We start from the raw sequence: 26,093 nt of genomic DNA on the forward strand, positions 1-26,093 counted from the left end.
GGTCGGTGTTCCGGCGCCCTCCCGTCGCCGGCGCGGCGGCGCTCGCGGCCGCGGCGGTCATCGTCGCGGGCGTCCTGGTCGCCACTCATCTGACCGCGGCCCCTCCGGGCCCGCTCGCCGCCGACGCCGCGCCCGCGCCGACGGTGTCCACGTCCGCAGCCGTCACCCCGCAGGCCGCGGCACCGTCCGGCATACCGTCCACGACGCCCACCCCCTCCCGTACACCCACACCCACCCCGACCGTGACCCCGTCCCGGCACCCGGTCCCGGCGGCCACCGTCCCCGTCGCGCGCTCGGCGAAGAAGGGCGTGGGCGTCTGGACGTTTCCGGGGGTGGACCAGGCGCTGACGCAGTCCGGCGCGAGCTGGTACTACACCTGGTCCACCCGGCATCAGGGGGTCGCGGGGTCCGGCACCGCCGGCTTCGTCCCGATGATCTGGGGCGCCGCGTCCGTCACCGACGCCGCCCTGGCGCAGGCCCGCGCCGCGAGCCCCTACCTGCTGGGCTTCAACGAACCCGACATGGCAGCGCAGTCCAACATGACGGTGGAGCAGGCGCTGTCCCTGTGGCCCCGGCTCAGCGCGGCCGGCCGGACGGTCGGCAGCCCGGCCGTGGCCTACGGCGGTGACACCGCCGGTGGCTGGCTCGACCGCTTCATGTCCGGGGCCGCCGCCCGGGGCTACCGTGTCGATTTCATCGCGCTGCACTGGTACGGCGGGGACTTCTCCACCCCCGCCGCCGTCAGCCGGCTGAAGTCGTATCTGCAGGCCGTCCACGACCGGTACCACAAGCCGATCTGGCTCACCGAGTACGCCCTGATCGACTTCTCGCACGGCACCAGGTTCCCCACCCCGCAGCAGCAGGCCTCCTTCGTCACCGCCTCCACCGCCATGCTGGCGGCACTGCCCTATGTGCAGCGTTACGCCTGGTTCGGCCTCCCGGCCTCGGACACCGCCCCCAGTAGCGGCCTCTTCCGCAGCGGAGCCGTCGCGACCGAGGCGGGCCGGGCGTTCCGCGCCGCGCGCTGAGGCGTGGCAGCCTCGCGGTGCACTGGGTAGGGTCGGAGACATGGCTGCACAGTTCGCGCGGGAGACGGGCACCAAGGGCGAGTTCACCCGACAGGCGAACCGCTTCACCGATCGGATCACCGCCGACGGCGCCGGCGGGCGGGTGCCGGAGGCGGGCCGCTACCGGCTGATCGTCTCGCTCGCCTGCCCATGGGCGCACCGCGCGATCATCGTGCGGCGGCTGCTCGGCCTGGAGGACGCGATCAGCCTGGGCGTGGTCGATCCGATCCGTGACGAGCGGGGATGGCGCTTCACCCTGGACGAGGGCGACCGCGATCCGGTGCTCGGGATCGGCTTCCTGTCCGAGGCGTACCTGCGGACGGATCCGGCCTTCGAGGGCCGCGTCACCGTCCCGTCCCTCGTCGACACGGAGACCGGGACGGTCGTCACCAACGACTACCCGCGGATCACCCTCGACCTCGAGACCGAATGGACCGCGTACCACCGGCCGGGAGCGCCCGACCTCTATCCGGCGCACCTCCGTCCCGAGATCGACGAGGTCGCCGCCGACCTGTTCCGTGATGTCAACAACGGTGTGTACCGCTGCGGTTTCGCCTCCTCGCAGGAGGCGTACGAGCAGGCCTACGACGCCCTGTTCAGCCGGCTGGACGTGCTCACCGAGCGGCTGGCGGGACAGCGGTACCTGGTCGGCGACCGCATCACCGAGGCGGACGTGCGGTTCTTCACCACGCTGGTGCGCTTCGACGCGGTGTACCACAACCACTTCAAGTGCAACCGGAACAAACTCACGGAGAACCCGGTGCTGTGGGCCTACGCCCGCGACCTCTTCCAGACCCCCGGCTTCGGCGACACCGTCGACTTCGACCAGATCAAGCGGCACTACTACGCCACCCACGAGCAGCTGAACCCGTCCCGCATCGTGCCCAAGGGCCCGGACCCGTCCGGCTGGACCACCCCGCACGGCCGCGAGGCCCTGGGCTCCTGAGGTTCCGACCGCTCACTCCGCCGGGGCGGACCGGGCGTAGCGGACGGCCAGTTCGCGCAGATGGGCCAGGAGCTCCGGCGGGCCGGTCACGTCGAAGTCGTACCCCAGCATGCCCAGGTACACGCCCAGCGTCTCCACCGTGTCGGCACCGGTGTCCAGGACGCGGTGCCCGCGTCGACCGCCTCCACCACACCCACCGCCGGAGTGATGCGCTCGACGACGGCGTCGGCGGCCGCGTGCACGGTGACCCGGGCCCGAGGTCCCGGGCCACCCGCCCGTGCCAGGATGGCGCCATGTTGGAAATCAGTCCCCTGCGTCCCTGGGACCGCGTGAAGTGGGAAGTACTGGCGCGCGGTTACATGGCGTTCTACGGGACGACCGTGCCCGACGCGGGGTACGAGGAGACGTGGCAGCGACTGATCAACGGCGGGGAGCTGTACGGGATCGCCGCGCGTCTGGACGGCGAGGTCGTGGGCATCGCCCACTACCTGTTCCACGCCAACGTCTGGTCGGCCGGCGCCTGTTATCTGCAGGACCTGTTCGTCGACGAGGCGGCGCGGGGCCTCGGGGCGGGGCGGGCACTCATCGAACAGGTGGCCGAGGCGGCGCGGGAACGTGCTGTGCCGCGGCTGTACTGGCACACCCGGCAGGACAACGCGCAGGCCCGGGCGCTGTACGACAGGGTGACGCGTTACCACGGCTTCGTCTGCTATGTCCTGCCGCTCGATTGACGGACCACGTCCGGATGACGGGCCGTAATCGGCCGCGTACACCGTGCTGAGCTGGGGGTCCCGCAGGACCTGAGTGTTTCTGCAGTGTTGCCGAGCACGGTCATCACCTTCCGCCTGAGGAGGTGATGTCATGAAGAAGATCACTGTCCGCAAGAACGGCCCGGTCAAGCTGACCTCGGCTTCGTCCCAGTACGGGACCTGGCCCTGGTGCTGATCTGAGTTCCGCTGTTGGCCCGTGTGCGGGAAGCCCTCCCGCGCGCGGGCTCAGGCCGTTGCAGGAGACGCGTGATGACAGCACCGCACCCGGAATTCCATGAGCTCACCTTCGTGACCGAACGCGACGAGGTCACTGTGGGGCGCCCGGACATCGAGTCCTACGTGACGTTCCCGGCGGACGGCGCCGAACTGCTGCGACGCCTCATGGACGGCATGGAGACCACCGCCGCCGCCCGCTGGTACCAGGAGACCTACGGCGAACCGGTCGACATCACGGACTTCCTCAGCACCCTCGACGACTGCGGCTTCGTCCGCTCGGAGGGCGAGGACACCGCACGGCTGGGCACGGTGCGCCACCAGCGGCTGGGCCGATGGCTGTTCTCGCCCCCGGCCTGGATCGTCTTCGCCGTGCTGACCGCCGCCGGCGTCGTCGCGATGGTCCGCGAACCGCAGGCGCGCCCGCACCCCCACGCGATCTTCCTGGCGGACTCCCTGCTCCTCACCCAACTCGTGCTGCTGCTGGGCCAGATTCCGGGTCTGCTGTGGCACGAGCTGTTCCACGTCCTGGCCGCCCGCCGGCTCGGGGTCGGATCCCGGATGACCGTGGGCCGGCGGATGTACTTCCTCGTCCTGGAGACCCATCTCGACGGCCTGCTCGGTGTACCGAGCCGGCGCCGCTATCTGCCCTTCACCGCCGGGGTCCTCGCCGACGTCCTGCTCTTCTCGGCCCTGACGGTGGGCGCCGCAGCCGACGCGGCCAACGGCGGGCTGTCCTGGCCGGGCCGTGTCGCCCTGGCGTTCGCCTTCCCCACCCTGTTCAGGATCGCCTGGCAGTTCTTCTTCTTCCTGCGCACCGACCTCTACTACATGGTGACGACGGTGCTGGGCTGCACGGACCTGCACGAAGCGGCGACCGCCCGGCTGCGCAGGCAATGGCGGTGGGTGCCCGGAGTCCGCCCCAGGCCGGCCGACGCCGGGCCCTGGTCACCGCGCGACGCCGCGGTGGCGCGCTGGTACGCCCCCGCGATGATCGGCGGCGTCATCCTCCTCTTCGGGTGGGCGGCCCTCGCCATCATCCCGGCGCTGGTGGAGTTCGTGACCCGGGTGGCCGCCGGGCTGACCGGCGACGGCGGCACCGGCCTCGCCTTCTGGGACTCCATCGGCTCCGTCACCGTGATCCTCGCGCAATTCGTCTTGCCGTTCCTCCTGCCGGCCAGGAAGAGCGCCCGCAGAGAGGAACGCACCACATGAGCAGCAACCGCCAGACGCCCCGCCACAGCTGGCTCAGCGGACCCGACCGCAGGGTGCGGGCCGCGACCGCCGAAGCACTCGCCGCCGCCGGGCACCTGACCACCGTCGACTGCCACCGGCGGCTGCGCGGACCGTACACCGCGGCAGGCAGCCTGCTGCGCGCCGTCGTGCCCGAGGTGCTCAAGACCAGGCCCGCGCTGGTCGCCCGGCATGCCATCGAGATCCTCTCGGTCGCGCCCGAACTCAAGGACCTCGTCGACGCGCCGCCGCAGACACTGACGTCCCTCGCGTCGCCGACCGAGCGGACCCGGTACTACTCACCCCTGCGCACCCGCAGGATCGCCCATGGACTCACCGAGTTCCTCAACGCGTGGGCCCAGGAGGCCGGTACGACGGCGGGCCGGCCGCAACTGGTCCTGTTCGACAACCTGCACGCCGCCGACCCGACCGACCAGGAACTGATCACGGTCCTGCTGCGCCGTGCCCGGACCGAGGTCCTCACGATCGCGGTCGGCACCAGCGCCTCCCCGGACCTCCCCGACGGGCTGGCGCAGGCCCTGGACCGCCAGGCGCGGCGTACCGAGCTGCCGGCCGCACCCGCGGCGCCCGACACCCGCGTGCAGAACGAACTCCTCCAGGCGTACATCACCTCCGACGGCACCAGCGACATCCCGGCGGAGGTGGCCGCCTACCGGAACGCCGATCCGCGGCTGCGCTCCGGACTGCACCGCGTCCGCGCCGTCGAACTCGAGGAGGAGGACGACTGGAGCCTGCGGCTCGGCGCCATCCCCTACCACCGCGCGCACGCGGGCGGACGGACCGATGACGAGTGCCGCGACCTGCTGACCGCCGCCGACTACTGCCTCCGGATGGGCTACTACGACGCGGCCATCGAACTCGGCGGCCAAGGACGCGACAGCTTCGACCCGGTGGCCCAGGAGCGGCTGTACTGCGTGGCCGGCGGCAAGACGGCCCAGGCGCTGGGCGCGCTGGGGCGTACGGAGGAAGCCGAGGTGATCTACCGAGAGCTGCGCGGCCGGTACACCGACCCGGTGGTGCACATGGTTTCCAGTTACGCCCTGTCCATGTTGTACACGCGGATCCACCCCGCCGAGCGTCAGGACTCGGACCTGGCGAAGCAGTACGTCAACAACTCCATCGCCATCGCCAAGCAGCTGCCGGATCCCGCCGACCGCGCTTTCCACACCGTCTTCCACGAGAACGGACTGGCCCTGGTCGAACTGCGCCGGGGCAACCCCGAGACCGCCCTGCGGCTGGTCACCGAGGGGCTGGCCCGGCTGGACCGCGAGCTGGAGCCGGGCAGGCAGTCGCTGCACCGCTCCGTGCTGCTGCACAACCGGGCCCAGGTCAACGTGGCCCTCGGCCGGCTGGACGAGGCGCTGGAGGACTTCAACGGCGTCCTCGCGCTCGACCCGTACTACCCCGAGTACTACTGCGACCGCGCCGCACTGCAGTACAAGCGGGGCGACCTGGAAGCGGCGCTCGCCGACTACGACCAGGCCGCCACCCTCACCCCGCCCATCCACGAGCTGTACTACAACCGGGCCGACGCCCGCGCGGCCGCCGGTGACACCGACGGCGCGATCGGCGACCTGCGCTACGTCCTGGAGCTCGAACCCGACTATCTCGCCGCCCGGGTCAACCTCGTCTCCCTGCTCATCGACGAGGGCGACACGGAACTCGCCTCCGTCCAGCTCGCGCAGGGCCTCGAACTCCACCCGGGTGAACCGGACCTGCTGTGCACGCGGGGCCTGATCGCCATGGAACAGGACGACGCGGACGAAGCCCTGCGCGCCTTCGACGAGGCACTCGCCGCCGACCCGCTGCGTTCGGCGGCCCTGGCCAACCGTGCCGTCCTGCACTACGAGGCCGGCGACCACGCCGCGGCCGTCGACGACCTGACCCGCGCCCTGGCGGTGACCGGGGACGACGCCGATCTCCTGTACAACCGCGGCTTCGCCCACCAGGCGGCCGGCAGCTGGCGGGCCGCCATCGCGGACTACCGGCACGCGCTCGACCTGCCCGGCGCCGACCGCGACGCCATCGAATGCCAACTCGCCGAATGCCAAGCGGCCCTGGCGGTCGCGGTAGCGGGCTGACGGGGGAAAGGACTACAGCGCCGCCGTCCGCCGATGGGAACCGGCTTCGGGGTACCCTGCCCGAGCCGACCCACGGCCCTGCCCATCCGCATGCCGACATCGCGAGGACACGCACGTGAACGTAGTCATCTTCGGTGCGTCCGGCATGGTCGGTCAGGGGGTCCTGCGCGAGTGCGTGCTGGACGACCGGGTCGAGAGCGTCCTGGTGGTGGGCCGTGCGCCGCTCGGCCGGAGCCACCCGAAGGTCCGTGAGGTGATCCACCAGGACTTCACCGACTTCTCCGCGATCGAGGACGAGTTCGCCGGCCTCGACGCGTGCTTCTTCTGCCTGGGTGTCTCGTCGGGCGGGCGGAGCCAGGAGGAGTACGTGCGGATCACGCATGACTGCACCCTCGCGGCCGCGACCCCGCTCGCCGCGCGCAACCCGTCCCTGACCTTCACCTACGTCTCGGGAGAGGGCACCGACAGCACCGAGCGGGGCCGCTCGGCGTGGGCCCGGGTGAAGGGCCGGACCGAGAACGAACTGCTCGCCCTGGACTTCCACGCGTACATGTTCCGTCCCGCCTGGATCCAGCCCCTGAACGGGGAGAAGTCCAGGACCCGCTGGTACCGGGTGGCGTACTCCCTGACGTCCTGGCTCTACCCGGTCCTGCGCAGGCTGGCACCAGGACACACCACGACGACCGAGCACCTGGGACGGGCCATGCTCGCCGCGGTCGACCTCAAGGGCGCCGGCGAACACATTCTGTACAGCAAGGACATCAACCGGCTGGGCGCCGCCTGACCGTTGCGGCGGCACGGGGGTCGTACGGTGGAGATCGTTGTACCTGGATCCGCCGTCCCCTCCGATCCCCGGGTGACCTCATGTGCTGGAGCGCGACAGCCGACCTCGTGGTGGGTACCGGTATCGCCGCGATCGGGGTGGCCTGCGTGGCGCGGGTGCGGCGGGCCCGCGATCTGCCGATCGCGGCGCTGCCGCTGATCCTCGGAGCCCATCAGATCATCGAGTCCGTCGTCTGGCGCTCCGACGGCGGCGCGGGGCCGGCCACCACGGCCTGGGCCGTCATCGCCCTGCCGCTGCTGCCGGTGTGGGTGCCGTTCGGGGTGCTGCTCGCCGCGCCCAGGAGCGCACGGCTGCTGCTGATGATCCCGGCCCTCGTCGGGCTCGTCACCGCCGTGACGCTCGCGTACTTCCTCACCACCCGGATCGTGATCGCCGACGTCCGCGGCCACACCGTCGGCTACGGTCTCGACCTGCCGCAGTCGTCGCTGATCATCGCGGGCTATCTCGTCGCCACCATCGGTTCGCTGCTTCTCAGTGGCGACCGGTTGCTGCGGCTGCTCGGCGGGCTCGTCGCGGCCGGTGCGTTGATCTGCGCGGTGGTGTGGCGGCTGGAGTTCATCTCCACCTGGTGCGCCTTCGCCGCTGTCGCCTCCGTCGTCGTCCTCGCCCGGGTGCACCGCCGCCCGGCCGGTCCGTGACCCAGGGCGCCGGGCGCCGGAAGGTCCCCGCACCGTGCGGTGCGGGGACCTCGGGCCATCAGGCGGAACGGACCAGGGACATGCCCTAGCGGCGCGCCACGGTCCCGGCCGCCAGGCCGTTGACCCAGAGCCGGTCCACACGGGCGCGTTCGGTCGCGTTCGGAACCTCGTTGCGGCAGGAGGTGCCGGGGCCGCCGCCCGACATCAGCTCGCTGCACGGACCCGAGTAGTGGTCCGGGAGGCCGAGCACGTGCCCGGTCTCATGGGCGACGACACGGATCGAGTCGTACTGCTGGTTCTGCCGGTAGTCCAGGAAGATGTAGCCGTTCCCGTGGCCGTCGGTGCTGGCGTACGAGCCCTGGCTGGAGTTGCCCTCGTAGTACGCGAAGTCCGCGTTGCTGCCTTCCTGGAGCTTCACGTTCTTCTCCGCGGAGTTCCAGATCTGCGCGCTGCGCGATATCTGGGACCTGAACGACGGAGCGTTGCCGGTGCTGTAGATGAGGGTGACGGTCTGCAGGCCGGGGTTGGCCGCGCGCTTGGCCGCGACGGACCGCTGGACGGCGTCGAAGAACGCCTTGTTGGCGGCCGCGTTCTCGTTCGAACCGGCGTAGGTGGCGTAGGACGCCGAGGCCTGGGCCGCGGACTGGTCCGCCTGGGGGGCGGCGGCGATGGCGGGCACAGTGCCCAGACTCGCAGCGAGGCCGATGCCCAGCGCTGCCGTGAGCAGCACCTTGGGGTATCGCATGGGGGGTCTCCTTCTCCTCCGAGAAGCCGTCGGTCGCTGTCGGGTACAGCTGCATTGGGGGGAACGGCGACCGGGGCTGGGGGATGAACTGCTGTTGCCGGTGAGTGTGCGGGAGAAGCGCGCCGCCGGGGATGATGTCAGGGGCCGATAGGCCGGGAACATCCCCGGTACCGGGTGGCCAACTCGTACGCGAAAGACGGGTATTGCTGCGGTTCGGGACCCTGGTGCGACGTGCGGATCCCGCCATATCCTCCGCTCATGGAGCTCGAGGTGAGGCACCTTCGCGCACTGTGCGCCATCGCCGATACCGGCAGTGTGCGCAAGGCGGCGCGGCAGCTGGGGATGACCCAGCCGTCCTTGACGACACAGCTCCGACGGATCGAGAGCGCCCTCGGCGGACAGCTGTTCTCCCGGGAGCGCACGGGCAGCCGCCCGACGCCGCTGGGGCGCACGGTCCTGTGCCGGGCGCGGCCGCTCGTCGCCGAGATGAACACGCTGGTGGCCGAGACACAGGCGGCGGTGGTCAGGGCCGCGGGACCGCATCTGCGGATCGGCGGCACGGCGAGCCGCGCCATGGCCGGATGGGTGAGCAGGGTGCACGCCCGGCTGCCGGACTCGGACACCACGATCCGGGTGGACGTGTCGGCCAACGCCCTGCTGCAGATGGTCGCCCTGAACCAGCTCGACGTCGCCTTCGTCCACGAGGTCGAGGGTGCGCCGCTACGGATCCCGGACGGTCTCGAACGGCGGGTCCTCGTCGCGCGGGAACCGCAGTTCATCGCCCTGCACGCGCACCATCCGGCGGCGCGCCAGAGCGTGGTCCCGCTGTCCGACGTCGCCGGCGACCGCTGGATGGTCGACCCGAGCGTGGACGGTGAGTGGGACGGTGTACAACGGGCCCTGCGCGCATCGGGGTTCACGCCGCGAGTGGCGTACGGGGACTATCTGACCGCCGCCGACATGGTCGCCGCCGGTGAGGCGGTCGCCCCCTGCCAGCCGACTTCGCAGCCCCGGCACGGCATGGCCATCCGGCCGCTGCGCGGCGACCCGATAGCGGTCGAACTCTTCATGGCGTCCCGGGCGTTGCCCGAAGGTGCCGCCGGTGGGGTGGGAACCGCCGAGGTCGAAGCGCTCTACGCCGATCTGGTGGCGGCCTACCGGGAGGCGGCCGCCGCGGCGACCACCTACCGGCAGTGGCTGGCCAGGAACAACCGGCCGCTGCTGTACGTGGACGAGGACGAGCTGTCCCGGACCGCCGGCTGCGCCTGACACCCGCCGGAGCGGTCAGCCGGCGTCCGGCGGCTGGAAGGCGGCGAGCAGGCGTTCGGCGGCGAGCGTCGCGGTGAGGGTGCCTTCGCGGACCTGCCGTTCCACCACGGGCGCGAGACCACGGACGTCGGGGTGCTCGCGCACCCGGGCGAGGAGCTGGTCGCGGACCATGGACCAGGTCCATTCGATCTGCTGGTCCCGCCGCTTGGCCTCCAACCGGCCATCGGTCCGCAGCACGCGCCGGTGCTGTTCGAGGCGCTCCCAGACCGCGTCGAGTCCGCTGTTCTCCCGCGCGCTGCAGGTGAGCACGGGCGGCGTCCAGCCCGCGTCCAGCGGCTGTAGCAGCCGCAGTGCGCCGGCCAGTTCCCGGGCGGCGGAGGCCGCCTCGCGCTCGTGCGGACCGTCGGCCTTGTTGACGGCGACGATGTCGGCGAGTTCCAGGACACCCTTCTTGATGCCCTGCAGCTGGTCGCCGGTGCGGGCAAGGGTGAGCAGCAGGAAGGAGTCGACCATGTTGGCCACGGCGGTCTCGGACTGGCCGACCCCGACGGTCTCGACGAGCACCACGTCGTAGCCCGCCGCCTCCATGACGATGATCGACTCACGGGTGGCCCTGGTCACGCCCCCCAGCGTGCCGGAGGTGGGGGAGGGCCGCACGAAGGCCGCCGGGTCCACCGCCAGCCGCTCCATCCGGGTCTTGTCGCCCAGGATGGAGCCACCGGTCCTGGTCGAGGACGGGTCGACGGCGAGGACCGCGACCCGGTGGCCGAGGCCGGTGAGCAGGGTGCCGAGCGCGTCGATGAACGTCGACTTGCCCACGCCGGGCACCCCGCTGATGCCGACCCGGCGCGCCGTTCCCGAGTGCGGGAGCAGCTCGGTCAGCAGCCGCTGGGCCAGCTCGCGGTGGGCGGGGCGGGTGGACTCGACGAGGGTGATCGCACGGGCGATGTGCGGCCGCGACCCGTCGAGGACGCCCTTGATATAGCCGTCGATGTCGATCGTGGGTGCCATCGGCTCACAACTCGTGGCCGAGAGCGGCGGCGAGGGTGTTCAGCAGGTCGTACGCCGCGTCCGGGATCACCGTGCCGGGCGGGAACACCGCCGCCGCGCCCGCCTGGTGGAGGGTCTCGATGTCCTGCGGCGGGATGACGCCGCCGACGACGATCGTGATGTCCTCCCGGCCGGCCTCGGCGAGCTGCTCGCGCAGCGCCGGCACCAGCGTCAGATGGCCGGCCGCGAGCGAGGAGACACCGACGATGTGGACGTCCGCCTCGACCGCCTGCCGGGCCACTTCGGCCGGCGTCTGGAACAGCGCGCCGGCGTCGACGTCGAATCCGAGGTCGGCGAAGGCGGTGGCGATCACCTTCTGGCCGCGGTCATGGCCGTCCTGGCCCATCTTGGCGACCAGGATGCGCGGGCGGCGGCCCTCGGCCTCGGCGAACGCGTCCGCCAGCTTGCGGGTGCGCTCCACGCCGGGTGACGTTCCTGCCTCGTCGCGGTACACACCGGTGATGGTACGGATCTGGCCGACGTGCCGCCCGTACACCTCCTCCAATGCGTTCGAGATCTCTCCGACGGTCGCCTTGGCGCGCGCCGCGTTCACCGCGAGCGCGAGCAGGTTGCCCTCCAGGCCGCCGCCGGGCCGGTTGCCGTCCCGGGCGGCCGCGGTCAGCGCGCGCAGCGCGTCCTGGCAGGCGCCCTCGTCGCGCTCCGCGCGCAGCCGCCGCAGCTTCTCGATCTGCTGGGTGCGGACCGAGGAGTTGTCGACCTTGAGGACGTCGATCTTCTCGTCCGTGCCGACGCGGTACTTGTTGACGCCGATCAGCGCCTGCCGCCCGGAGTCGATACGGGCCTGGGTACGGGCAGCGGCCTCCTCGACGCGCAGCTTCGGAATGCCCGCGTCGATGGCCTTCGCCATGCCGCCCGCGGCCTCGACCTCTTCGATGTGCTGCCAGGCGCGCCGGGCGAGATCGTGGGTGAGCTTCTCGACGTACGCGCTGCCGCCCCACGGGTCGATGACCCGGCAGGTGCCCGACTCCTGCTGCAGGAACAGCTGGGTGTTGCGGGCGATGCGCGCGGAGAAGTCGGTGGGCAGCGCCAGCGCCTCGTCCAGCGCGTTGGTGTGCAGCGACTGGGTGTGGCCCTGGGTGGCGGCCATGGCCTCCACGCACGTGCGCGGCACGTTGTTGAACACGTCCTGCGCGGTCAGCGACCAGCCCGAGGTCTGGGAATGGGTGCGCAGCGACAGCGACTTGGGGTTCTTGGGATCGAAGCCCTTGACGAGCTTGGCCCACAGCAGCCGGGCCGCGCGCAGCTTGGCGATCTCCATGAAGAAGTTCATGCCGATGGCCCAGAAGAACGACAGCCGCGGTGCGAACGCGTCCACGTCAAGACCGACCGCCAGCCCGGCGCGCAGGTACTCGACACCGTCGGCCAGTGTGTAGGCCAGCTCCAGGTCGGCCGTGGCCCCGGCCTCCTGGATGTGGTAGCCGGAGATGGAGATGGAGTTGTAGCGCGGCATCTTCTGCGAGGTGTACGCGAAGATGTCGGAGATCACCCGCATCGACGGCTGCGGCGGGTAGATGTAGGTGTTGCGGACCATGAACTCCTTGAGGATGTCGTTCTGGATGGTCCCCGCGAGCTTCTCCGGGGGCACACCCTGTTCCTCGGCCGCGACGATGTAGAGGGCGAGGACCGGCAGCACCGCGCCGTTCATCGTCATCGACACGCTCATCCGGTCCAGCGGGATCCCGTCGAACAACTGCCGCATGTCGTAGATGGAGTCGATGGCCACGCCCGCCATGCCGACATCGCCCGTGACTCGCGGATGGTCGCTGTCGTAGCCGCGGTGGGTGGGCAGGTCGAAGGCGATCGACAGCCCCTTCTGCCCGGCCGCGAGGTTGCGCCGGTAGAAGGCGTTGGACTCCTCGGCGGTGGAGAAGCCGGCGTACTGCCGGATCGTCCACGGCTGGTTGACGTACATGGTCGGGTACGGTCCGCGCAGATACGGCGCGATCCCCGGATAGGTCTCCAGGAAGTCGAGCCCGGCCAGGTCGTCGGAGGTGTAGAGCGGCTTGACGGCGATGCCCTCCGGGGTCTGCCAGAGCAGGTCCTCGTCGTCCTTGCCCGTGCTCTCCCGCACGGCCGCCCGCCACTGGTCACCGGTGATGCCGCCACCGGGGGCGGCATCCGCCGGGCCGTCCGGCTCCAGGCCGATGTCCGCGAAGTCCGGGATCGGTCCCGGCTGCCCCGTGCTGCCCTGCATCACGCCACTCCCATGCGGTCGAGGACGGAGGCGAGGACGGCGACCGCGTCGCCGCCCGCGAAGACGAACTCGTCGACTCCGGCCCGAAGATACGTTTCACGCTGCTCGCCAGGGCGGCCCGCGAGGAACACCCGCAGTGCGCCGGCCGAGACCAGGGCGGCCGCCGTGTCCACGGCCTGCTCGGCGTAGAGCTTGTCGCTGGAGCACAGACAGGCCACGGTGGCGCCGCTGCGCGCGAACGCCTCGGCGACCGACGCCGCGTCGACCGTCACCGGGTCCTGCACGGTCTCGATGCCGCCCGCCTGGAAGAGGTTGGCGGCGAAGCTCGCGCGGGCGGTGTGCGCCGCGGCCGGGCCCAGTGCGGCCAGGAAGGCCCGCGGCCGGGAACCGGTGGCGGCCAGATGGGCGTCGGAGCGGGCCCGCAGCGCCTCGAAGGCGTCGTCGCGCCGGACCGTCGGCAGGCCGCCGCCGTCCCCTTCGGCGACCCCGGCCGGATCGGGCGCGGCCTCGCGCTCCACCGACTGCTCGGACAGATTCGGGAACTCGCTGACACCCGTGATCGGCTCGCGGCGGTGCGCGAGGTCCGCGGACCGCTGCTCCCAGGTGCCCGACAGGCGTTCGGCGACCAGACCGGACCGCAGCGCCGCCGCCTGGCCCCCGGCACGTTCGATCTCCTGGAACCAGGACCACGCGGCATGCGCCAGCTCGTCCGTCAGCTGCTCCACGTACCAGGAGCCGCCCGCCGGGTCGATGACCCGGGCCAGGTGCGACTCCTCCATCAGGATCGACGAGGTGTTGCGGGCGATCCGCCGGGCGAAGTCGTCCGGCAGGCCGAGCGCGTCGTCGAAGGGCAGCACGGTGACGGTGTCGGCGCCGCCCACACCGGCCGCCACACAGGCGACGGTGGTGCGCAGCATGTTCACCCACGGGTCGCGCCGGGTCATCATCACCGGCGAGGTCACCGCGTGCTGGCGCTGCGCCCCCGCGGTGGAGGCCGCCCCGCTGGCCTGGGCCACCCGGGCCCACAGCCGCCGCGCGGCGCGCAGCTTGGCGATGGTCAGGAACTGGTCGGCGGTCGCCGCGTAACGGAATTCCAGCTGGGCGCAGGCCGCGTCGACGGTCAGTCCCGCGGCGGTCAGCGCCCGCAGATAGGCGACGCCGGTGGCGATGGAACAGCCCAGTTCCTGCGCGGCCGAGGCACCGGCCCCGTGGTAGGGCAGCGCGTCCACCGTCAGGGCCCGCAGTCCGGGGTACTCACGGTCGCACCGGGCGGCGAGCGCGGCGGCGGCCGCCGACTGCGCGTCGAGGGCGGAGTGCTGTCCGGTACGGGCCGCCAGCCCCAGCGGGTCCGCGCCGAGGTTGCCGAGCGCCGAGTGCGCGGGCACCCCGCGCGTCCCGTAGAGGCGCAGCAACTCCGCGGCGGCGGCCTCGAACTCGGGGCCGGCGTCCAGAACGACCGGCGCCAGGTCGAGATAGACGCCCTCGAGGGCCGCCGGGATCCCGGACACCGGCATGCCGGTGCCGCCGACCAGCAGCCACAGTGAGGTGACGCCGTTCTCCAGGTCCGCGAGCACCGCCTCGTTGGTGCGCTTCGGATCGGGCCGGGCATGCCGCTGGCGCACGTCCCACCCGGTGCCCGCGGTGCCCTCCGGCCGTCCGGCGCGGGTGAACGGCGGGAAGCCGGGATAGCCGGGATCCGCGGCGCTGTCCTGCGCGGTGTACAGCGGACGGGTGGCGATGCCGTCCTGGAGCATGGTGGACAGCGTTTCCTCGGCCGGGGTACCCGGGACCGCTGTACCCGCTTTGGTGAGAACGCCTTCGACAAGGCGTTGCCACTGCTCGCGGGAAGCGTCGGGGAACTCGTCGGCCAAGGGGAGTCCGGGATCAGGCAGGACCGTCATGAGGAAAGGCTAGGGCAGCCGCTAAAGGCAGGGCAGGCCCACGACTGTGACCTTGCCCTCCTTGTCCGTCCCCACCGTCCTGAACTGGGGCTTTTGGGCCTTCGGCGGGTGGCTGCCGCGGACGGTCAGGGGGCCCGACGGGTCTGGCCAGGGGGTGGGTGGGGAGCCCGCGCCGGCCCGGACGACACTGACCGGCGCCCGATTCATCCGCGAGCGGGCCGGATCAGGCCTCGATCGGGGAGGCGGCGTCCAGTACGGAGGCCGGCGCGGCTTGGAGGTTCGCGGAGGCGCCGCGCCGGAAGGCCCGCTCGTAGGCCTCGTCGCCGATGCCGGCGCCAGCCGTCCGTTCGCACTTCTCCCGGATCGGGCCCAACTCCGGCGTTCCGCGCTGGGGATGTCCGACGGTGCGCCAGAAGGCCTGCCCGACGCCGAAGACGGAGCTCGGTGACGTCACCGTCCGGGCGGGTGAGGGTGTGCTCGTCCCACTGGCCGCGGCCAACCGCGACGAACGGGCCTTCCCCGAGCCGGACCGGCTCGACGTGGGGCGTCCCGGCCGCCGGCATCTGGCCTTCGGCTTCGGCGTCCACCAGCGCCTGGGACAGCCGCTGGCCCGCCTGGAACTCCAGATCGCCCTCACCGGCATCGTACGGAGACTTCCGGGACTGCGGATCGGCGTTCCCGCCGGGGAGCTGTCGTTCCGCCACACCATGGCGGAGTTCGGACTCTTCCACCTGCCCGTCGTCTGGTGAGCCCGGCCCCCGCCGTGAACCAGCCGTCCCTCCCCATCACGACATCGTGAAGGAGTACCCGGTGCGTGTCACCGTCGACCGCGCCCTGTGCTGCAGCTCGGGCCTCTGCGTCCTGACCGCCCCCGACGTCTTCGACCAGGCGGACGACGACGGCCGGGTTCTTCTGCTGGCCGGCCCACCCGAGAGCGAGGAATCCGCTGTCGAGGAAGCGGTCGCGTGCTGCCCGGCGGGGGCCATCGGCGTCACGGACTGACGCCGCCGGCGGCCCGCCGGGGGAGGCCGGTCAGTGGGACCACTGCCTCCGCTTCGCGCAGATGCACTTGGTGCGGTGACACCGCGGGCAGACCACGCGCACGACGGCGCTCATCGACAGGCGGGAAGAATCCACGGCACACTCCCGGGTCTCGTGGGTGACAATGGTCGCTCGTCGCGTACCCCCCTCCTGGGGAGATCACGCCCTGCTGCCTCGGCGCCCCGCTCGATGCCCGCTCGGGTGAACACCGTTGAAGGACAACGCAGTTGGCGCGGAGCGCAGCCGATGCGGTACGTGTGTCCGTGCGCGGCGTCCCGCCGTCGCCGGTCCGCGGATCGTGTCGTCCGCCCCGGGTCCATGATCCGGATGCGATATTGAGCCGGTCCTTCACGCCGGCTCGGAGCGCGGCGGCCCCGTCCGGCGCTCCAGAACCCGAGGAATGCCGATGACGCCGTCCGCCGAACCCCTCGCGCTGCTCTCCCGCTCCCTGGACCAGGCCGGCGCGCTCGTCGCCTCGGTCACCGATGACCAGCTGCCGCTGCCGACCCCTTGCCGCGCCTGGACCGTCGCCGCATTGGTCGATCACCTCATCGACGATCTGGAGCAGTTCACGAAACGGGCCGGCGGCGGTACTCCCACGGCGGGCGAGTCGGGGCAGGGCACGGGCAGCGGGCGGGCCGAGGCCTTCTCCGACGGCTCCGCGGCGCTCCTCGGGACCTGGGCGCGGGCCGGCGATCTCACCGGCACGATCGAGCTCCCCGGCATGGGCGAGGTACCCGCCAGGTTTCCCGTCGACCAGCAGATCACCGAGTTCGCCGTCCACGCATGGGACCTGGCGAAGGCGCTGGGCCGGCCGGTCACCCTCGACCCCGAGGTGGGCGAGGCGGCACTCGGCTGGGCCCGGGGCGCGCTGCGCCCGGAGTTCCGGGGCGAGGAAGGCGGCCCCGAGGCCTTCGGCCCGGAGGTGACCGCCCGCCCGGACGCCCCGGTGTACGACCGCCTCGCGGCGTTCTTCGGCCGTGATCCCCAGCAGCGGGGCTGATGCACCGGCCCACCGGGTGTGGGACTTGCCGGCGCCGCGATGAGACGTGGACCACAATCCCGGTGCGGATGTCACACTCCGGCCGTCCGTACCGCTCTCAGGTCGCACCAGCGACAGGAGGCCCACGATGTCCGACACCCCGCCCGCCGACCGTGCCCGCGAAACGGCGGCGGACGATGCCACGGGGGTGTTCGTCGGCCACCGTGAGCTGCTGTTCTCGATCGTCTACGACATGCTCGGCAGCGTCGCCGACACCGAGGACGTCCTGCAGGAGACCTGGCTGGCGTGGACGTCCAGAGTCGGAGCGCCCGGCGCGGAGCCGATCCTCGTCCCGCGCCCGTACCTGGTGCGGGTCGCGGTGAACAAGGCGCTCGCGCGCCAGGCCGTGATCAGCCGGCGGCGTGAGACGTACATCGGCCCGTGGCTCCCCGAGCCGCTGATCACGCCACTCACCGACGCGACGGCCACCGGTGACGGCGCTGATGTGGCCGAACGCACCGAGTCGGTGTCGATGGCGCTGCTGGTCGTCCTGGAGACCCTGACCCCGCTGGAACGCGCGGTGTTCGTCCTGCACGAGCTGTTCGGCTACGCCCACACCGAGACCGCGGACATCCTCGACCGCAGTCCCGCGGCGGTCCGCCAGCTCGCGCACCGTGCCCGTGAACACGTGCACGCCCGGCGTCCCCGCTACCGGGCCGACCCGCGGCTGCGGCAGCAGGTGACCGAGCGGTTCGCCGCGGCGGTGTCCGGCGGTGACCTGCGGGCCCTGCTCGAACTGCTGGCGCCCGATGTGACGCTGTGGGCCGACGGCGGAGGCAAGGCCACGGCCGCGGGACTGCGGCCGGTCCACGGCCGCGACACGGTGGCCAAGCTGCTGTCCACCCGCGCCGGCAGCGTCGGACGCGGCCTGGACATCCGCTACGAGTGGATCAACGGGGACCCGTCGGCGGTGCTGTTCCGCGCCGGATCGCCCTTCGCGGTGCTGGTCGTCGAACTGGTCCCGGACAGTGCTCAGGTGCAGGGCATCTACTTCGTGACCAATCCCGACAAGCTCTCCCGCATCGGCTGACCGCAGGGGCGTACGGCGTGGGCGAACACCACAGTGAACACCGCAGTGAACACTGCAGCGAACACCAAAGCGAACACCGCGCCGTGCGCCCGGCCCGACGGTGCGTCAGCCCCGTTCACTAGAGTGGCGGAGTGACGGAATTCAGTGTTCTTGTCGATACATCTACCTGGCAGCCGGGCTTCGAACGACGGCTCCGCGCCGCGTACGGTGCCGTGGGGTATCCCGAGGCGGCGGCGGAGTTCAGCCTCGGACGGCTACGCGACGGCATCGCCGAGTGGACCGTCGCCGAGATCCGCTCGGCCGGTACCCGGGTGGGCTTCGTCGCGGTGACCATGGAAGCGGACACCCCCACCGGCCGCATCGGCGACCTCTGGGTCGACGCGGCCCACGCCGGCCAGGGCCATGAACGGGCCGCCAGGACCTGGGCCGAGGGATGGTGCGCGCGACAGGGCGCGACGCGGGTCGCCGTGCGGCTCGTCGAGCCGGACGTACTCTTCGCCGATTACCCGGTGCGGGGCCAGCTCAGAATGCGCGTCATCGCCGCCGCGGCGACGCCGTTCGACGGGGTCACCGCCCGGCCGATGACACCGGCCGAGTATCCGGGGTGGCTGGCGGCCGAGAACGCGGCCTTCGCCGCCGATATCGTCCGGTCCGGTGCCACGACCCCTGACGAGGCCCGCAAGAAGGCCGACAGGGCCTACACGGAACTGATCCCCGAAGGCCTGGACACCGAGGACCATTCCATCCTGGTCCTGGAGCACGCGGGAGCCCGGATCGGCACCGGGTGGCTGAAGCACCGCCACATGCCGGGGGTGACCTTCGGCTTCTCGCTGGAGGTCGACGAGGAACACCGCGGCAAGGGGTACGGCAGGGCCGCGATGGCCGTGGGGGAGCGGGCCACCGTCGAGGCCGGCGACTCCGCCCTGATGTTCAACGTGTTCGGTGGGAACGAGGTGGCGATGAGCCTGTACACCAGCGCGGGCTACCCGGTGGTCGAGGAGACCCGGTCCATCGAACTGCCGACGAGGACCGGCTCCCTGCCGTAACAGCGACCGGACCGGGACCGGATCGGACCTCTTCCCGGCCCCCTTGCGTCAGGCGCAGTAGCGGATCAGCCAGTCGTTGTCGGGGTTGCGGCCGAACTGGGGGTCGTTCGGCGGATCCGACGGGCTCTCCTCGACCATCTGCTCCGGCGCTATGCGCTCGGGAAGCTGCCCGAAGCGGGCGGCCCGCCCCTCGGCCGGGTCTTCGGCGGGACGCTGCCCGTCGAGGCCCTGCCCGTTGGAATGACCCGCTCGTTCATGACGTGCGTTCATGGCGACCCCGGACTCGGCTCGGCACAGATGGGAACCCTCTGGCTCCCACTCCGCCAACGAACCGCCGGCCCCGGAGATTCCCCGGTCCGTCCCTTGCTGACCACCGCCGGAGCGCAGCCGGCACAGCGGGTGGTCGCGGTGCGATCGATGCCGATCCGGCGGAGCACGGACCCGACCCCTAGCACTGATGGGGGTCAGGACGCAGCTGTTCCGTGAAACAGGTCCGGATCGCGCCGGGTGCCCGTACGGTGACTCGCGTCGACCCTGACCCTGTCGGTACCCCTGCACGATCGTCCCGTAGCTGAGGGAGCCGTCGTGGAAGAGTCCACCCTGCCCGTGTTCTCACCGGATCACACCCGTACCCACGGGGACTGCACCGTGGTGCCGCTTCGCGGCGAGATCGACCTTCTGACCGCCCCCGACCTCACCCGCTTCCTGGACGACCTGACCGGTGGCGTCCACCCGGACCTGCTCATCGATCTGCGGCAGGTGGACTTCCTCGACGGCAGCGGCATAACGACCCTGGTGCGCGCCCGCAGCCGGGCGGTCGCCCGTGACGGCCGGCTCCGACTGCTCTGCACCCACCCGCCGACGCTGCGGATCCTCCGGCTCCCCGAACTCCGGCTGCACTTCGACCTGCTGGAGCACATGCCGGCCCCCGAACCGGCCCCTTAGCCCCCCGGTCAGGTCCTCTCAGATCCGCTCAGGTCCGCTCAGGTCCGCGGACGCCGCGCCGCGAACAGGCCGATCACGCCGACCAAGGCGGTGGGCGCTCCCAGTAGCGTCCACACCGGCACGTGGGTGAAGAGGCCGATGGCGTTGCACACCACCCCGAACAAGATCAACGCCTTCCACCGGCCAAGGGGGCCGCGCGTCTGCTGCTGCGTCATTTCCGCTCCTCACTGAAGAGTGCCGCGCTGTCCCTGCGGCATGGGTCGAACGTAGCCACGGCCGCGCGGCCCCGTCGCGGGTTCGTCCGCGCCGCAACTCACGTCGTGCCAGGTCGGAGTGGGGTCGCCGAGAAAACAGCCGGTCCCCGGTGCGGCCCGCTCCGGGAACACCGGCCGAAGAGCCGCTCCGGACGGCAGACTGGGAACCTCGACGCGGCAGTGGGCCCACAGGACTCACATCGGCCGGTGCGGCGCGGGGAGCGGGGGCGGGGTGGCGGCGGTGACCGGGCGCGGATCCGGGGAGGCACGGGCGGCGTTCGCGGAGGCGCTGGCGCGTCTGCGCCGGGAGTTGCCCGACGTGTCGGACGAGACACTGGCGCGCCGCGCCGGCCGCACGGCGCTGCCGTCGGGGCGCAGGGTCGAGGTCAACGCCCGGCGGCTGGGGGAGTGGCTCGGCGGCCGGTCGGTGCCACGGGACTTCGACGTCGTCGTGGCCGTGGTCCGCGCCGTCGAGACCGCGGTGGCCAGAACCGGGCCGGGACCGGCTCCCCGGCAGTCCATCGCACAGTGGGAGCGGCTGTGGCGCGCCGCCTACGAGGAACGCTCCCCTGCCCGGAACGGCGCCGCGGAATCAAGTGCCGGAACGGAACCGGGCCCGGCGGGAGCGGCGCGCGGCCTTGCCGTCGGCCGTCCGCCGAGCGACGCGGCGGCCCTGCGGGAGCGCCCGGACCTGGCCGGCGCGCTGGACTCCGCCATCGAGGAGGCCCAGGTCCGCCAGGTCGTGCTCACCGGGGCGGGCGGGGTCGGCAAGTCGCAGCTGGCGGCGGCCGCCTTCCACCGCGCCCGGCAGCGCGGCCAGTTGGCGGTCTGGGTTCCCGCGTCGTCCCGTCAGTCGGCGCTGACGGCCTGTGCCCGCGCCTGGCGGGTGATGGCCGGCGAGGGTGCCGCCGGCGCCCGGGACGCCGGTGGCGGGGACCGGGGATGGGACGAGGAGGCGGAGGCGGACCTGTTCGTCGGCTGGCTGCGTACGACCACCCGGCCGTGGCTCGTGGTGCTGGACGACGTCGACGACCCGGCGGAACTGGCGGGGATCTGGCCCGTCGGCGACCACGGGACGAGCGTCGTCACCACCCGCCGCCGCGACGCGTCGGTGATCCGGCCGTCCGCCCGGATCATCCGGGTCGGGATGTTCACCCCCGAGGAAGCCGCGGGATATCTGCGTGCCCGCCTCAGCGCGGCTCCAGGCCCTTCGTCGTCCCCGGCCTCCGACAGCATCACGGGACCGCAGGACGACACCGGAGTGGAGTCCCTCGCCGAGGCGTTGGGCTGCTTCCCGCTGGCCCTGTCCCAGGCGGCGGCGTTCGTCATCGACACAGGCTTGAGCCTCGCGCAGTACCGGCGGCTCCTCGACGACCAGCAGGAGACGCTGGCGGACCTGTTCCCCTCCTCGTCCCCGGCCGACGAACACGGCGGGACGGTGTCCAGCACCTTCCGGCCGGCCCTCGAACGCGCCGAGACGCTGGCCCACCCCGGGACGGTCCGCGCGGCGCTGGAACTGGTGGCGATGCTGGCTCCCGGCGGCATACCCGAGGTGGTGCTGCACACCGGCGCCGCCCGGCGCTGGATCGGCAAGGAGCAGGACCGGCCCCGGGAACGGGACGTCCTCCTCGCGCTGCGCGCCCTGCACCGGCTGAGCCTGGTCACCCACGACAGCGAACGCGGCCCCGCCACGGTCGAGGCGCACGCCCTGGTGCAGCGCGCCGCGCGGGAGACCGTACCTGCCGGTGACCGGCCGGCCCTGGCCGCCGCGGCGGCGGACGCATTGGAAGAGGTCTGGGCGTCGCGGGAGATCCGTCCCGACCTCGCGGCCGCTCTGTACCGCAATGTGGAGGCGCTCCGGCTGACGGCCGGCGACCTGTTCCGGGAGGGCCGGATGCATCCCGTGCTGCGCCGTACCGGTCCCCATCTGACCGGTCTGGGCCGGGCCGCCGCCGCCCGGGACACCTGCTCCGAACTACTGGTCCGGGCACGGGCCCGGCTGGGGGAGGGGCACCGGGACGTCCTGATCCTCCGCTCGCAGGTCGCCCAGGCCGTCGGTGACCTCGGCAACGCCACCACCGCCCACGCCGAGCTGACCGCGATCCGGCGCGAGGCCGAACGGAACCTCGGCGCGGCGGATCCCGACACGCTGTCCGTGCGGCTGCACGAAGCCCGCTTCCTGATGGAGTCGGGCGCGGTCGGCGAGGCGTCGGAGGCCTTCACCACCCTCGCCGCCGACGCGGCCCGCGCGCTCGGGCCGGGCGCCGCGCTCACTCTCGACGCCCGCGGCTACGCCGCCATGTGCCGGGGGCTCGCGGGCGACGCGGTCGCCGCGCGTGACGCCTACGCCGCGGTCGTCGAGGACCTGGAGCGGGAACGGGGCCTCGGCGACCCGGCCACCCTTGGTGCCCTCACCGACCTGGGACGGTGGATCGGGGAGGCGGGAGACCCCGACGCGGCGGTCGAGATGCACCTCAAGGCCGTCGACGCCCTGTGCACGGCCGCCGGACCACTCCACCACGACACCCTCGTCGCCCGGCACAACCTCGCCTACTGGCGGGGCCTGGCAGGCAGCCCCGAGCAGGCGGTCGAGGAGTTCGCCGCCGCCGCGCACGACGCGGAACGCGCGCTCGGGGCCGACCATCCGACGACCCTCACCTGCCGCGTCAACCTCGCCTTCTGGAGCGGCCTCACCGGCCGCCCGGCCGACGCCGTGACCGAACTGGCCGGTCTCCAGCCGCTCATCGACCGGATCCTGGGCGCCGACCATCCCCGGGCGCTGCGAACCCGGCAGCAGAGTGCCGAACTGCAGGACAGGGCGGGCGACCGCGCCGGGGCGACGACTCGTCTGACGATCCTGCTGGCCGACATGACGCGGGTCCAGGGCGCGGAACATCCCCGGACCCGCGAAGTGGCGGAGCTGCTGAAGCACTGGGGCAGCCCCGCCGGCTCCTAGACCGTGCGGAGCCACACCCGTACCCCCACGGACCAGACACCGCTCATCCGGCGGCGGGTCCCAGCCGGGCCAGCGTGTCGAGCAGCTTGGCGCGGCTGACGAAGACCTCCGGCGGCAGCGAGACGTACAGCTGGATCGTGGTCACCCCCGGGATGTGGTACCGCAGAATCCGCTCCCGGCACTCCTCGGGCGATCCGCTGATGAACAGACCGTCCACGACCTCGTCCGGCAGCGACTTCTGGGCGCCCTCGGGATCACCGGCCTCCCACCGTTCGTGTGACTCCCGCAGCAACTCGCCGTGCCCGAGCCACTCGTGGAACTTGCGGTACGGCTCGCGGTTGAGGATCCACGCAAGGAAGGGGCGGGTGGCGCGGTGGGCGTAGTCGGTGTCCTCGGTGGGGCACACGAACACCTTCACCACCAGCTCCTTGCCGGCCGGCTGCGGCCCGACCGCGTTCAGCACGGTGGGGACGTCCTCGGGGAAGAGCAGATTGGTGATCGCCCCGTCCCCCTCGGTGAACCCCAGCCGCAGCATGCCAGGACGCAGCGCGCCCAGGATGACCTTGACCGGGGCGGCCGGCGGGTGCGGCAGCTGGAAACCGGTGATGGAGAAGGTGTCGAAGTCCCCGGAGACGTGTTCGCCGCGCAGCGCACGGGTGACGAACCGCAGGACGTCCCGGGTGCGTTTGAACGGTTCGTCGAACGGGATGCCGTTGATGTCCGTGACATGGGCCGGTACGGAGGCGCCGATCCCCAGGAGCACCCGTCCGGGGGCGAGTTGGGCGAGGGTCGCGGCGGTCTGGGCGAGTACCGCGGGACCGCGGGTGTGCACCGGGACGATGCCGGTGCCGATGCGCAGCGACGAGGACCAGGCGGCTGCCGCGGCCAGCGGGGTGAAGGCGTCGGTCCCGCCGCCCTCGGCGCTCCAGACGTCGGTGTAGCCGAGGTCCGGGAGCCGTTCGACGATGAAGCGGTGCCGGTCGATGGTGAGCCCCGGCAGCGGCAGGGTGATGCCCCACCGCGGTGGGGCCGCCGCGAGGCGCGGAGGCAGGTCGTGCGGGGCGGTCATGGGGGCGACGGTCCTCTCGTGGCGGGTGAACGGCGGGAAGAGCCGGGCTACTTGCGGACCCAGACCGTCGTCAGGTCCAGGAACCATGACTGCGGCTGCACCAGACCGCGGACCTTGGGTGACAGCGCCCGCGGATTGCGGTCGTTCACCACGAAGAGCCACGGCGCGTCCTTGGTCACCAGATCCAGCGCCTGCCGGTAGTCGGCCCGCCGCTTGGCCTGGTCCGTCGAGGCCGACGCGGACGCGAGCAGGGTGTCCACCCGCGCGTTGGTGTAGTGGCCCGTCCAGAAGGGGCTCTTGCTGCCGATGAAGAGCGGCAGCAGCGCCTCGGACTGGAACAGGGTGGTGGACTGCGCGATCGCGTCCGAGCCGAGCGCGACCTGGCCCTTGGCCTCGGCGCTGATCAGGGTCGACCAGTCGGTGGTGCGGAGCTGCACCTTGATGCCGACGGCGGCGAGGTCGTGCTGGATCGCCTCGCTGATCGGCACCGGCAGCAGGTTGCCCGAGCCGCCGGTCGGAACGGTGACGGTGGTGCTGAAGCCGCCCGCCTTGCCCGCCTCGGCCAGCAACTGCCTGGCCTTGGCCGGGTCGTAGGAGTACGCGTCGCCGGCCGGGTCGAAGGCGAAGGTGGCCCGGGGCGCGGCCTGGTAGGCCGGGTCGGCGGTACCGTGCAGCAGCTTGCCGGCGATCGCCTTGCGGTCGATGGCGAAGTTGGCCGCCTGCCGGACCCGCGGGTCGTTCCACGGTGCTTTCGACGTGTCCAGGATCCAGTACCACAGGTGGTCGTAGCTGTTGGTGACGAGCTGCACCCCGTCGGCCTTGAGGCTGTCGATGTCGTCGGGGTTGGGGTACTCGATCCAGTTGACGCCGCCGGAGCGCAGCGCCGCGGTACGGGCGGCGACATCCGGGAGCGACTTGATCACCAGCCGGTCGAGCTTCGGCGCGCCGCGCCAGTACCCCTTGTACGCGACCAGGTCGATCTCCTGCCCGGCGGTCTGGGAGCTGAAGGCGAAGGGCCCGGTGCCGACCGGGTGCTGCCCGAAGTCGGCCGTTCCGTACTTCCGTACGGCGGTGGGGCTCGCGATCAGGACATGGGCGAGGTCCTCGGGGAAGTGTCCGTTGGGCGCGGTGGTGACCAGTTCGACGTGGTCGGCGTCGACCTTGCGGTACGTGGCGATGTCCCCGGCGTACTCCTGCGCGGCGGCGCCGAGCGCGTCGGTGTACTGCGCGTTGTGCTTGTCGAGGTACCGGTCGAGGTTGAAGACGACCGAGTCGGCGTCGAAGGGGGTGCCGTCCTGGAACTTCACGCCCTTGCGCAGGGTGAAGGTCCAGGTCCTGGCATCGGCCGCGACCTTCCAGGACTCCGCGAGCGCGCCGGTGATCTCCGGGGGCGCGTCGGTCCTGGACAGGTCGTAACGGGTGAGGCCCTCGTACAGCTGGAAGCCGACCAGGCGCTTGCCCTCGAATCCGGCGCCGCCGATGACGGTGTCGGGGTTGGGCAGCTTGCCGGTCGCGCCGATGACGAGGGTGCCGCCCCGGCCGTTGGTGTCGGAGGCACCCGGACCGTCCGAACCCGTCGTGGTGGCCGCCGATCCGCAGCCGGCAGCCGCGAGCAGCAGTCCCGCGGTCAGCAGGGCCCCGGTTCTGCGCCGGAAGCGTGGCGTGGCGTGGTGGTGCGTCATCGTGAGTCCTCGGGGTCGGTGGGGATGTCGGTGTC

At 72.1% G+C, this 26,093-nt stretch carries 24 protein-coding genes and 1 pseudogene; 15 read left to right on the forward strand and 10 right to left on the reverse strand.

The genetic code is table 11. The features are described 5' to 3' along the window. Nucleotides 1-1,028, forward strand: a 1,028-nt coding sequence (locus G3I60_RS00005) for a glycoside hydrolase family protein (protein ID WP_239069436.1), incomplete at its 5' end; no start/stop codon positions are given. Between the two features lie 40 nt (nucleotides 1,029-1,068). Then, complete coding sequence (locus G3I60_RS00010; protein WP_164292755.1) at nucleotides 1,069-2,013, forward strand: glutathione S-transferase family protein; 945 nt, start codon at nucleotides 1,069-1,071, stop codon at nucleotides 2,011-2,013. 12 nt (nucleotides 2,014-2,025) lie between these two features. Here the strand turns inward: G3I60_RS00010 and G3I60_RS46200 are convergent, their stop codons facing one another. After that, nucleotides 2,026-2,151: a hypothetical protein gene (locus G3I60_RS46200; protein ID WP_275405853.1), complete on the reverse strand. Its 126-nt coding sequence runs from the start codon at nucleotides 2,149-2,151 to the stop codon at nucleotides 2,026-2,028. 155 nt (nucleotides 2,152-2,306) lie between these two features. Between G3I60_RS46200 and G3I60_RS00020 the strand changes: the two genes are divergently transcribed. The 5 genes from G3I60_RS00020 to G3I60_RS00040 all read left to right on the forward strand — a co-directional run bounded on the left by G3I60_RS00020 (nucleotide 2,307) and on the right by G3I60_RS00040 (nucleotide 7,813). Next, nucleotides 2,307-2,744: a GNAT family N-acetyltransferase gene (locus G3I60_RS00020; protein WP_138353456.1), complete on the forward strand. Its 438-nt coding sequence runs from the start codon at nucleotides 2,307-2,309 to the stop codon at nucleotides 2,742-2,744. A gap of 288 nt (nucleotides 2,745-3,032) precedes the next feature. Continuing rightward, on the forward strand, nucleotides 3,033-4,211 hold the full coding sequence (locus tag G3I60_RS00025; RefSeq protein ID WP_164292753.1) for a hypothetical protein: 1,179 nt from the start codon (nucleotides 3,033-3,035) through the stop codon (nucleotides 4,209-4,211). Then, nucleotides 4,208-6,331: a tetratricopeptide repeat protein gene (locus G3I60_RS00030; RefSeq protein WP_164292752.1), complete on the forward strand. Its 2,124-nt coding sequence runs from the start codon at nucleotides 4,208-4,210 to the stop codon at nucleotides 6,329-6,331. The genes G3I60_RS00025 and G3I60_RS00030 overlap by 4 nt, the downstream gene beginning before the upstream one ends. 115 nt (nucleotides 6,332-6,446) lie before the next feature. Continuing rightward, nucleotides 6,447-7,115, forward strand: a complete 669-nt coding sequence (locus tag G3I60_RS00035) for an NAD-dependent epimerase/dehydratase family protein (protein ID WP_164292751.1) — start codon at nucleotides 6,447-6,449, stop codon at nucleotides 7,113-7,115. 80 nt (nucleotides 7,116-7,195) lie between these two features. Beyond that, complete coding sequence (locus G3I60_RS00040; protein WP_164292750.1) at nucleotides 7,196-7,813, forward strand: DUF6629 family protein; 618 nt, start codon at nucleotides 7,196-7,198, stop codon at nucleotides 7,811-7,813. Between the two features lie 85 nt (nucleotides 7,814-7,898). On the opposite strand, the gene snpA is transcribed toward G3I60_RS00040, so the two are convergent. Further along, complete coding sequence (gene snpA, locus G3I60_RS00045) at nucleotides 7,899-8,558, reverse strand: snapalysin (protein WP_164292749.1); 660 nt, start codon at nucleotides 8,556-8,558, stop codon at nucleotides 7,899-7,901. Nucleotides 8,559-8,816: 258 nt separating this feature from the next. Here snpA and G3I60_RS00050 point away from each other — a divergent pair, with 258 nt between their 5' ends. Then, nucleotides 8,817-9,827, forward strand: coding sequence for a LysR family transcriptional regulator (locus G3I60_RS00050; protein WP_164292748.1), 1,011 nt, complete (start codon nucleotides 8,817-8,819; stop codon nucleotides 9,825-9,827). 15 nt (nucleotides 9,828-9,842) lie between these two features. Here the strand turns inward: G3I60_RS00050 and meaB are convergent, their stop codons facing one another. The 4 genes and pseudogenes from meaB to G3I60_RS44905 all read right to left on the reverse strand — a co-directional run. Next, nucleotides 9,843-10,838, reverse strand: a complete 996-nt coding sequence (gene meaB, locus G3I60_RS00055) for a methylmalonyl Co-A mutase-associated GTPase MeaB (RefSeq protein ID WP_138353461.1) — start codon at nucleotides 10,836-10,838, stop codon at nucleotides 9,843-9,845. A 4-nt stretch (nucleotides 10,839-10,842) separates the two neighbouring features. Further along, nucleotides 10,843-13,092 (reverse strand): methylmalonyl-CoA mutase, encoded by a 2,250-nt coding sequence (gene scpA / locus G3I60_RS00060; RefSeq protein ID WP_164606404.1) that lies wholly within the window; start codon nucleotides 13,090-13,092, stop codon nucleotides 10,843-10,845. Beyond that, entirely contained in the window at nucleotides 13,092-14,993 is a 1,902-nt protein-coding gene (locus G3I60_RS00065) for a methylmalonyl-CoA mutase family protein (protein ID WP_138353463.1), read from the reverse strand. The genes scpA and G3I60_RS00065 overlap by 1 nt, the downstream gene beginning before the upstream one ends. Nucleotides 14,994-15,216: 223 nt before the next feature. Then, nucleotides 15,217-15,435: pseudogene (locus tag G3I60_RS44905) on the reverse strand (hypothetical protein); the annotation flags it as partial. A gap of 31 nt (nucleotides 15,436-15,466) precedes the next feature. Between G3I60_RS44905 and G3I60_RS00070 the strand changes: the two are divergent. The 5 genes from G3I60_RS00070 to G3I60_RS46650 all read left to right on the forward strand — a co-directional run bounded on the left by G3I60_RS00070 (nucleotide 15,467) and on the right by G3I60_RS46650 (nucleotide 19,152). Continuing rightward, entirely contained in the window at nucleotides 15,467-15,742 is a 276-nt protein-coding gene (locus tag G3I60_RS00070; RefSeq protein WP_343240798.1) for a cytochrome P450, read from the forward strand. A gap of 61 nt (nucleotides 15,743-15,803) precedes the next feature. After that, the gene (locus G3I60_RS00075) at nucleotides 15,804-15,995 is read left to right on the forward strand and encodes a ferredoxin (RefSeq protein ID WP_138353465.1); all 192 of its coding nucleotides are present in this window, start codon (nucleotides 15,804-15,806) and stop codon (nucleotides 15,993-15,995) included. Nucleotides 15,996-16,440: 445 nt separating this feature from the next. Then, nucleotides 16,441-17,037, forward strand: a complete 597-nt coding sequence (locus G3I60_RS00080) for a TIGR03086 family metal-binding protein (protein ID WP_232485997.1) — start codon at nucleotides 16,441-16,443, stop codon at nucleotides 17,035-17,037. 127 nt (nucleotides 17,038-17,164) lie between these two features. Further along, on the forward strand, nucleotides 17,165-18,106 hold the full coding sequence (locus G3I60_RS00085) for a sigma-70 family RNA polymerase sigma factor (protein WP_164292746.1): 942 nt from the start codon (nucleotides 17,165-17,167) through the stop codon (nucleotides 18,104-18,106). Nucleotides 18,107-18,237: 131 nt separating this feature from the next. After that, nucleotides 18,238-19,152: a GNAT family N-acetyltransferase gene (locus G3I60_RS46650; protein ID WP_164292745.1), complete on the forward strand. Its 915-nt coding sequence runs from the start codon at nucleotides 18,238-18,240 to the stop codon at nucleotides 19,150-19,152. Between the two features lie 48 nt (nucleotides 19,153-19,200). Here G3I60_RS46650 and G3I60_RS00095 read toward each other — a convergent pair whose 3' ends face one another. Then, entirely contained in the window at nucleotides 19,201-19,422 is a 222-nt protein-coding gene (locus G3I60_RS00095) for a hypothetical protein (RefSeq protein ID WP_138353469.1), read from the reverse strand. 315 nt (nucleotides 19,423-19,737) lie between these two features. Between G3I60_RS00095 and G3I60_RS00100 the strand changes: the two genes are divergently transcribed. Continuing rightward, nucleotides 19,738-20,097, forward strand: coding sequence for an STAS domain-containing protein (locus G3I60_RS00100; protein ID WP_343240797.1), 360 nt, complete (start codon nucleotides 19,738-19,740; stop codon nucleotides 20,095-20,097). A gap of 38 nt (nucleotides 20,098-20,135) precedes the next feature. Here the strand turns inward: G3I60_RS00100 and G3I60_RS00105 are convergent, their stop codons facing one another. Beyond that, nucleotides 20,136-20,312 carry a hypothetical protein gene (locus G3I60_RS00105; RefSeq protein ID WP_164292744.1) on the reverse strand — a complete coding sequence of 59 codons (177 nt, stop codon included), beginning with the start codon at nucleotides 20,310-20,312 and terminating at the stop codon, nucleotides 20,136-20,138. 280 nt (nucleotides 20,313-20,592) lie between these two features. On the opposite strand from G3I60_RS00105, the gene G3I60_RS00110 reads away from it, so the two are divergent. After that, entirely contained in the window at nucleotides 20,593-23,307 is a 2,715-nt protein-coding gene (locus tag G3I60_RS00110; RefSeq protein ID WP_164606406.1) for a tetratricopeptide repeat protein, read from the forward strand. A gap of 43 nt (nucleotides 23,308-23,350) precedes the next feature. Here the strand turns inward: G3I60_RS00110 and G3I60_RS00115 are convergent, their stop codons facing one another. Both G3I60_RS00115 and G3I60_RS00120 read right to left on the reverse strand, forming a co-directional pair. Continuing rightward, nucleotides 23,351-24,376 carry an LLM class F420-dependent oxidoreductase gene (locus tag G3I60_RS00115; protein WP_138353471.1) on the reverse strand — a complete coding sequence of 342 codons (1,026 nt, stop codon included), beginning with the start codon at nucleotides 24,374-24,376 and terminating at the stop codon, nucleotides 23,351-23,353. 47 nt (nucleotides 24,377-24,423) lie between these two features. Beyond that, the gene (locus tag G3I60_RS00120; RefSeq protein ID WP_164292742.1) at nucleotides 24,424-26,058 is read right to left on the reverse strand and encodes an ABC transporter substrate-binding protein; all 1,635 of its coding nucleotides are present in this window, start codon (nucleotides 26,056-26,058) and stop codon (nucleotides 24,424-24,426) included. Between the last annotated feature and the right edge of the window lie 35 nt (nucleotides 26,059-26,093).

Origin of the sequence: Streptomyces sp. SID13666, assembly GCF_010548325.1 — a bacterium.
Taxonomy (GTDB): domain Bacteria; phylum Actinomycetota; class Actinomycetes; order Streptomycetales; family Streptomycetaceae; genus Actinacidiphila; species Actinacidiphila fildesensis.

What these genes read in the sequence shown, in the direction of transcription:
- G3I60_RS00010 (WP_164292755.1), top strand. Translation starts at nt 1,069, where the DNA reads ATGGCTGCACAGTTCGCGCGGGAGACGGGCACCAAGGGCGAGTTCACC.
- G3I60_RS00020 (WP_138353456.1), top strand. Translation starts at nt 2,307, where the DNA reads ATGTTGGAAATCAGTCCCCTGCGTCCCTGGGACCGCGTGAAGTGGGAA.
- G3I60_RS00025 (WP_164292753.1), top strand. Translation starts at nt 3,033, where the DNA reads ATGACAGCACCGCACCCGGAATTCCATGAGCTCACCTTCGTGACCGAA.
- G3I60_RS00030 (WP_164292752.1), top strand. Translation starts at nt 4,208, where the DNA reads ATGAGCAGCAACCGCCAGACGCCCCGCCACAGCTGGCTCAGCGGACCC.
- G3I60_RS00040 (WP_164292750.1), top strand. Translation starts at nt 7,196, where the DNA reads ATGTGCTGGAGCGCGACAGCCGACCTCGTGGTGGGTACCGGTATCGCC.
- snpA (WP_164292749.1), bottom strand. Translation starts at nt 8,558, where the DNA reads ATGCGATACCCCAAGGTGCTGCTCACGGCAGCGCTGGGCATCGGCCTC.
- G3I60_RS00050 (WP_164292748.1), top strand. Translation starts at nt 8,817, where the DNA reads ATGGAGCTCGAGGTGAGGCACCTTCGCGCACTGTGCGCCATCGCCGAT.
- meaB (WP_138353461.1), bottom strand. Translation starts at nt 10,838, where the DNA reads ATGGCACCCACGATCGACATCGACGGCTATATCAAGGGCGTCCTCGAC.
- scpA (WP_164606404.1), bottom strand. Translation starts at nt 13,092, where the DNA reads ATGCAGGGCAGCACGGGGCAGCCGGGACCGATCCCGGACTTCGCGGAC.
- G3I60_RS00065 (WP_138353463.1), bottom strand. Translation starts at nt 14,993, where the DNA reads ATGACGGTCCTGCCTGATCCCGGACTCCCCTTGGCCGACGAGTTCCCC.
- G3I60_RS00080 (WP_232485997.1), top strand. Translation starts at nt 16,441, where the DNA reads ATGACGCCGTCCGCCGAACCCCTCGCGCTGCTCTCCCGCTCCCTGGAC.
- G3I60_RS00085 (WP_164292746.1), top strand. Translation starts at nt 17,165, where the DNA reads ATGTCCGACACCCCGCCCGCCGACCGTGCCCGCGAAACGGCGGCGGAC.
- G3I60_RS00095 (WP_138353469.1), bottom strand. Translation starts at nt 19,422, where the DNA reads ATGAACGCACGTCATGAACGAGCGGGTCATTCCAACGGGCAGGGCCTC.
- G3I60_RS00105 (WP_164292744.1), bottom strand. Translation starts at nt 20,312, where the DNA reads ATGACGCAGCAGCAGACGCGCGGCCCCCTTGGCCGGTGGAAGGCGTTG.
- G3I60_RS00115 (WP_138353471.1), bottom strand. Translation starts at nt 24,376, where the DNA reads ATGACCGCCCCGCACGACCTGCCTCCGCGCCTCGCGGCGGCCCCACCG.
- G3I60_RS00120 (WP_164292742.1), bottom strand. Translation starts at nt 26,058, where the DNA reads ATGACGCACCACCACGCCACGCCACGCTTCCGGCGCAGAACCGGGGCC.